This window comes from Rhodothermales bacterium, assembly GCA_041391505.1.
Classification (GTDB): Bacteria; Bacteroidota; Rhodothermia; order Rhodothermales; family JAHQVL01; genus JAWKNW01.
Window position 1 is genome coordinate 1 of the sequence record JAWKNW010000057.1, and the last position, 7,351, is coordinate 7,351.

The following is a 7,351-nucleotide window of genomic DNA, read 5'->3' on the forward strand; positions in this document are numbered from 1 at the left end:
CTGGTAGATTACGATACAGCGCCAGAAAGAAAATCTGGGGCTATCTTGACAAAAACCTTGTTATGGGGGTTAGCGAAGCGTAACCCGACGCTGTTTGAATAACCCGACGCTGCGTCATCAGCGGAGAGATCACACCATGTTCAGTTTCCAGGCGCGTACGGGAAGCGGAGGCCCTCGTAGTAGTCCAGGTCGTGCTCCGGCTTTTCGTAGTCTTCCGGGATCGTCATCCCCGAAAACGTTTGCCAGTAGAGCACGCTCGCGTCGCGCCACCACCGCGCTTCTTTTTCCTGGATCGCCAGAAACCCCTCGATCTGGGCAAACCGTTCGGGGTCGACGTACGGCCGGACGCTGTCCCAGGTCTGCTGCATCCCGCGCACGGCGTCGACGCCGCGCTGGTAGCGGGCGAGGAGTTCGTCCCAGAGCGTCTGGCCGGAGCGCATCCGGTGGGTCCACGGCAGATGGTGGAACCAGAGCAGGAGTTCGTCGGGGGTGGTCTCCACCCGCTCGAAGCGGTCGCGCACGGGGCCGGCGTACTGCGCGACGGCGTTGCTGCCGGCGGAGGTCCGGTCGAACCCGATGCCGGCGCTGTCGGCGCGGTGGTAATAGACCGACGTCCAGTCCGCCCGCGGACCGCCGCTGACCCACGGGCCCGGCCCGTAGTGGTGGCCGCGGCCCATCAGATGGTGCAACCCGAGCGGCGTCATGTAGTCGACCACCGCCTCGCGCGACCCCATGAGCAGGCGGGTGACGGGCCCGACGAAAGCCGGCTCGTTCGAAAACGTCATCCGCAGCCATTCGTCGGCGATGTGCTCGGAGGAAAGGGAAACGTCCCACGCGAGCCGGCCGAAGGCGTACCAGTTGACGCAGTTCATCGCGGAGCCGCACCAGTTTCGGTCGGTGCCGATGTTGGCCACGCCGGCGATGCCCGTCGTCGGGTAGTTGTGGAGGTCGCCGTCGAACACCCTGGCGACGGTCGATCCCGCGCCCATCGCGTACGTGTCGGCGTCGAGCACTTCCTTGAAGAGGGGGGCCAGATACGCGATGTGGGTCGCCTGTCCGAGGTATTCCTGGGTGATCTGGAATTCCATCATGAGCGGCGTGGCCGGCATGGCCCCGAACAGCGGGTGAAACGGCTCGCGCGGCTGGAAGTCGATCGGACCGTTCTTGACCTGGATGAGCACGTTCGGCCGGAACGTGCCGTCGAGTGGGACGAACTCGTTGTACGCCTGCCTGGCGCGGTCGTCCGGCTCCTCGTTGGAATACACGAACGCGCGCCACATCACGATCCCGCCATGCGGCGCGACCGCGTCGGCCAGCAGGTTGGCGCCATCGGCGTGGGAGCGGTCGTAGTCCTGCGGCCCGGGCTGGCCCTCGGAGTTGGCCTTGACGACGAAGCCGCCGAAATCGGGGATGTAGCGGTAGATCTCGTCCGCCTTGGCGTTCCACCAGGCGGCGACGGCGGGGTCGAGCGGGTCGGCGGTGGGCAATCCGCCGATTTCGAGGGGGGCGCTGAAACGGGCCGTGAGGAAGACGCGGAGGCCATAGGGCCGGAAGACGTTCGCGAGCGCCGCGGCCTTCTCCAGATACATCGGCGTGAGGCTCGTCGCGTTGGCGTTGACGTTCGTGAGGGCGACGCCGTTGATGCCGAGGGAGGCGTTGGCGCGGGCGTAATCGGTGTAGCGCGGATCGAGGTAATCGGGCAGTTTGTGCCAGTCCCACAACGAAAAGCCGGCGTAGCCGCGCTCCACGGTCCGGTCGAGGTTATCCCAGTGGTTGAGGAGGCGATGCGCGATGGCCGGCGACGACGCCACGTCGAGCCGGTCGACGGGCTGGCGGGTTTGCACGAGCCGCAGGAGATGAAACGCCCCGTAGAGGACGCCGAGGTCGGTGTTCGCGGCGATCACCGTGGCCGGCTGGCCGGCGATCCGCACGCTGCGTATCAGAAATCCTTCGGGTCCTACCCGGCCGAGGGCTTCGTCGAGCCCGAGGGCGCGCAGGGTGGGGGAGGCGGCCGGCGTCCCGAGCAGCAGGAGGCCGGCGCCCGCACCGTCCTGGCCGATGCCGAGCAGTCCGCCGAGGCCGAGCGCGAGTTCGCGCCGCACGGCGTCCAGCGTTTCGGAGTCGCCATCCACCCGCCAGTACGCAAGGGTAGCGCGGTAGCCGGCGAGGACGTCGGGCTGCTCGATGCGGGGGTACCGGAGCCAGAGGTCGTACCCGTCGTCGGCGTGGAGGAGCGTGGGGCCGGCGAGGCACAACAGCGCGCCGGCGAGGAGGAATCGGCGTAACATGACGTCTACGGCTTTTGGCAATTTCTGCATGAAATATCGCACGTATCCCGGCCCCCGTCCAACCCGCATCCCGCATCTGTGTCGGGTTACGCTTCGCTAACCCGACCTACCTTGCATCCCGCATCCCCCAACCATCCCCAACCCAATGCGCCTAGAACGGCAAGGCCGGATGCCGGGCGTCGGCGGGGTCGGACCAGCGGTCGTTGGGCACGAGCGGCGTCCATCCCGGGCGCAGGGGGTCCTGGTCGTATGGATAGCTGCCGAGCCGGAGGAAGCGTTCGTGGTATTCGGCCAGCTTGTCCCGGTCGAGCGTGACGCCCAGCCCCGGGGCCGTCGGGGCGGCGATGGAGCCGCCTTCGTACTGGAATTTTCCGCCGGCGATGATGTCGTCCACCAGGTGATGGTAGTGGGCGTCGGCGGCGTAACTAAGGTTGGGGAGGATGGCGCCCAGATGGAGCATGGTCGCCATCTGAATCCCCAACTCGCCGCTCGAATGAACGGCGATACCGAGCTGAAACGTCTCGCACACGCCCGCCGCCTTGATGCAGGGTCGGATGCCGCCCCAGAACGTCGTGTCGAGCAGAATCACATCGACGGCGGTCTGGAGCACGTTGGCGCTCAGCTGTTCGAAATTCACAACCACGGTGTTCGTCGCGAGGGGCATGCGCACCTTGTCGCGGACCCGTCGCATGCCGTTGAGGCCGAACACCGGGTCTTCGAGATAGTCGTTGCGGAGGGGTTCGATCGCCCGGCCGAACGCGATGGCGTCCTCGGCGGACCATACGCCGTTCGGGTCGAACCGAAACCGGTCGCCGTCGAGCGCGGCGGCGAGGGCGCGGTACGACTCCAGCTCATACGCCGGCGAAAAGACGCCGCCCTTGAGCTTGTGGGTCGTGAACCCGTATTTCGCCTTGAGCGCCCGGGCCTCGTCGACCAGCTGGTCGATCGTGCGTATTTCGCCGCAGCCGGTCTGCGGGTTCGGGTACCGATAAAACAGGTACGAGGCGAACGGGACGCGGTCGCGGAGCCGGCCGCCCAGGATTTCCGATACCGGGACGCCCCATTTCTGGCCCATCAGGTCCAGGCACGCAAACTCGATCGCGGCCAGCATCTGCGTCCGGTTATTGTACAGCGACGCGGTCGGGTTGGCGATCAGGAAGCGGAGTTCCTCGATCCGGCGCGGGTCGCGCCCGATCAGATACGGCTTCAGGCCGGCAAAGGCCGCGTTGGCGGACTCGCCGCCGCCGCCCATCTCACCCAGGCCGATCAGGCCCTCGTCCGTCTCGATCTCGATGACGGTGCGTACGAAGCGGCCCCAGTGGCATCCGTTCGCATGACGGAGCGGGGCTTCGAGTGGTACGGTGACAGGCGTAGCCCGGAGGTCCGTAATGCGCATCAGGGGCAGGAGTCAGGGAGGATGTACGTGGTCTGCCGGCTACAACGAGCCGTTGATCGGCTTTTTCACGGGGTCCCACTGGAGCAGGACGTTGCGAATACCTTCCAGATGTTCTTCCATGAGGCGCTGCGCGAGCTCGGGATCCCGCTTGTCGATGGCTTCGAAAATGGACCAGTGCTCCTGATGATCGATCTCCCTGGATCCGTAAATGGTCATGATCCGCAGTTGATCGTTCCGGAACAGGCTCGTCAGGGCGTTGATCAGCTGGGCGAGCACCTTGTTGTCGGACGCGACGGCGATCTCGTGATGAAACTCGAGGTTGGTGGCGTTCAGGAGCTCGTCATTGCGTAAATTAGCGGCGGCCCGTTCGAGCAGCTCCCGGAGCCGCGCGCGCTGCGCCGGCGTGGCGTTGATCGAGGCCAGCTTGGCCGTTCGGGACTCGATCGGGATGCGGGCCTCGATGAGGTCGAGCATCAACTTGCGCGAAACTTCGCCGCCGTAATTCGGATTGGTAACAACCAGGCGGTCCTGGTCGCTCCCGACGTACACGCCCGACCCGTGCTTGATCTCGACGATGCCGACCAGCTCGAGCCGGCGCAACGCCTCGCGCAGCGAGGGATGCCCTACGCCGAACGTGCGCGACATGGCCATGATGGCCGGCAGCCGGTCTCCGGGCTTGTAGCCCTCGGATCGGATCATGTGCACCACGCGCTCGGCCAGTTCATCCGTGAGCGTGGGTTTGATTTTCTGCTTCGAGTCGGGTGCGTTCTTCTTTCGCTTGCTCGGTTGACGCGCCATGGAATAAGTGATATTATCAATTAGGGGACGAAAGTAACCCGTCTGCTTATTTAAAGCAAGAAGGATACGCGCATGAAACAAAGGATTCGCTGTCGAATGGCGCTGATGCTGGGAATAGGCTGCCTTGTCGTAGCGCCGATATGGCTGCCCGGAGTGTTGGCGCAGCCGACGCTCAAGAGGACGCTCGAACCGTATTTCATGGTGGGCGCCGCGTTGAACGAATCCCAGTTTTCGGAACGCGATCGTCGAGACGCCGACCTGGTTGCACGCCATTTTAATACGATTACGCCCGAGAACGCCCTGAAGTGGCAGTATGTTCACCCCGAGCCGGATCGTTATGCGTTTGCGGCGACGGATCGATACGTCGATTTCGGGGAGCGAAACGGCATGTTCATTATCGGCCATACCCTGGTCTGGCACAATCAGACGCCGGAATGGGTGTTCCAGGATGACGAAGGCCGGCCGCTGGATCGCGACGCGCTGCTGGCCCGGATGCGGGATCATATCCACACGGTGGTGGGGCGCTACAAGGGGCGCATCCACGGCTGGGATGTGGTGAACGAAGCCCTCAACGAGGACGGCACCCTGCGCGATTCGCCCTGGTACCGGATCATCGGGGAGGATTACGTGGGCCTCGCGTTTTTCTTCGCCCACGAAGCGGACCCCGACGCCGAGCTGTATTACAACGACTACGGGCTGGAAAACACGGCGAAGCGGGACGGGGCCGTGAACCTGATCCGCCGGCTCCAGCGCGAGGCCGCCCCGATCGACGGCGTCGGCCTGCAGGGGCATAACCGGCTCGAATGGCCGACGCCCGAAGCGCAGGATTCCACCATCGCCGCCTTTGCACAGCTCGGGCTCCAGGTGATGATCACCGAGCTGGATGTGGATGTGCTCCCCCGAGGCTCGGACTACCGCGGGGTCGATCTGTCGCAGGACCCGGCCCTCCAGGCCCGGATCGATCCCTACCGCGAGGTCGCGCCGGACTCCCTCCTGCGGCTACAGGCCGACCAGTACGCGCGCCTGTTCAACGTCTACCTCAAACACAGCGACGTGATTTCCCGCGTCACGTTCTGGGGCGTGGACGACGGCGACTCGTGGCTGAACAACTGGCCGGTCCGCGGCCGCACCAACTATCCGCTGCTCTTCAACCGCGTCGGGCAGCCGAAGCCGGCGTACGACGCGGTCATGGGCGCCGTACGCGCCCATCGCTCGGCGCATTAGGGGCGAGGGGGACGCGGCGACCGCCGCGTCGCATGCCGGCAAAATGGACCGGCCCCGGGGGGTGAGGCTGGTGGACCGGATGCGGCCGTGTTTTTTTGGTGTTTTTTGTGCGGTTCGCGGACCAGCTAGCCGGCGTGGATCAACGGCACCGCGTAACGTCCCGGACCCGATGTCAGGTCACCGGATGCGGATGGGATTGACAGGCCGGGGCATCCCCGCCATCAATTCCCGGCGGACCAGCGGTTGTTGGCGCGGTTGCTGTCCGGCATCCGGTGGCGAGGGTCGATCTCGACGGCGCGGACGGATCGGGTGCCGGGGATCCGGTAGGTAAAGCGCGGGCCCTGGTTCCACATTTCCACGGGGAGCTTGAAGGTCTCGGTGGCGCCGTCGGCAAAGTCGACCTTGAGTTCGAGCGGCATCACCATGTCGGCCTGGTTGACGAGCACGACGTTGGTCCCGCCGTCCGGGCGGGCCTCGAGCCCGAGAACCGATTGGTCGAGCCGCGCGGCGGTCATGACCCATCCGCGCCAGAACCAGTCGAGGTCCATCCCGGAGACGTCGCGCATGATGCGGAAGAAGTCCGCCGGCGTGGGATGTTTATAGGCCCAGGCGGCGATGTAGGCGCGGAACGCCCGGTCGAACCGTTCGGGGCCCAGGACCTCATGCCGGAGGAGCTGCAGCATGAGCGCGGGCTTCTGGTAGGCGGTCCAGAAGAGGTTGTACTGCTCGGCCGGCCGGGTGATCAGCGGTTGCTCCTTGCCCGGGACGGCGTTTTCGGGGTAGATGGCCAGCGGATTCCATTCGATCGATTCGCCGTAGGGCGTCCCCTTGTAGTAATCGGCGGCTACGTAGAGGTCCATGAAGGTGTTGAAGCCCTCGTCCATCCAGGGATAAAACCGCTCGTTGGAGCCGACGACCATCGGAAACCATTCGTGCCCGAACTCATGCGCGAGCACCCACTGGAGGTCTTCCACGCGGGGATTGTCCGGCACGAAGGTGAGCATCGGATATTCCATGCCTTCGATGGGGCCCTCGACGGTGGTGGCGTGCGAGTAGGGGTAGCGGTACCACATCTCGCTGAAGGTCTTGATCGAATGGACGGCCATCCGGATGCCTTCTTCCCATTTGGGGGCGGAGGTGCGGTACAGCGCTTCGATGAGGATGCCGTCGTAGCCGGCGGCGTCCCAGCGGAAGTTCGGGCTGGCGGCGAAGGCGAAGTCGCGCACGTTGGAGGCCGTAAAGTGCCAGTTCAGCCGGCCCGACGCGGTGGGGCGCGTGCGTCCGGTATCGCCGGCCTCTTCCCGGGTGATGATGGCCACCGGCGTTTCGGACTGGATGGCGCGCGCGAGGCGGTCGCGCTGCGTCTGCGTGAGCACCTGTTCGGCGTTTTGCAGTTCGCCCGTGGCCACGGCCACATAGGCGGCCGGCAGGTCGAGCGTGACGTCGAAGTCGCCGTATTCGAGATAAAACTCGCCGGCGCCGATGTACGGCTCGTTATTCCATCCGCGCACATCGTCGTATACCGCGAGGCGGGGGTACCACTGGGCGATTTCGTAGAGCGGGCCGTCGCGACCCATGCGCGCCCCCCCATAAGGCGGGATGATGAAGTACCAGTCGATCTCGATGTCGAGCCGGTCTCCCGGCT

At 65.3% G+C, this 7,351-nt stretch carries 5 protein-coding genes; 1 reads left to right on the forward strand and 4 read right to left on the reverse strand.

Annotated elements, in window-relative coordinates:
- Window positions 1-140 precede the first annotated feature (140 nt).
- The 3 genes from R2834_24620 to R2834_24630 all read right to left on the reverse strand — a co-directional run bounded on the left by R2834_24620 (window position 141) and on the right by R2834_24630 (window position 4,482).
- Window positions 141-2,288: an alpha-glucuronidase family glycosyl hydrolase gene (locus R2834_24620; GenBank protein ID MEZ4703538.1), complete on the reverse strand. Its 2,148-nt coding sequence runs from the start codon at window positions 2,286-2,288 to the stop codon at window positions 141-143.
- 151 nt (window positions 2,289-2,439) lie between these two features.
- A complete protein-coding gene (locus R2834_24625; protein ID MEZ4703539.1) occupies window positions 2,440-3,684 on the reverse strand; it encodes an enolase C-terminal domain-like protein in 1,245 nt (414 codons plus the stop codon).
- 39 nt (window positions 3,685-3,723) lie between these two features.
- Complete coding sequence (locus R2834_24630) at window positions 3,724-4,482, reverse strand: FadR/GntR family transcriptional regulator (protein MEZ4703540.1); 759 nt, start codon at window positions 4,480-4,482, stop codon at window positions 3,724-3,726.
- Window positions 4,483-4,635: 153 nt separating this feature from the next.
- On the opposite strand from R2834_24630, the gene R2834_24635 reads away from it, so the two are divergent.
- On the forward strand, window positions 4,636-5,706 hold the full coding sequence (locus R2834_24635; GenBank protein ID MEZ4703541.1) for an endo-1,4-beta-xylanase: 1,071 nt from the start codon (window positions 4,636-4,638) through the stop codon (window positions 5,704-5,706).
- A 221-nt stretch (window positions 5,707-5,927) separates the two neighbouring features.
- Here the strand turns inward: R2834_24635 and R2834_24640 are convergent.
- A partial coding sequence (locus tag R2834_24640; GenBank protein MEZ4703542.1) for a M1 family metallopeptidase occupies window positions 5,928-7,351 on the reverse strand: 1,424 nt, incomplete at its 5' end.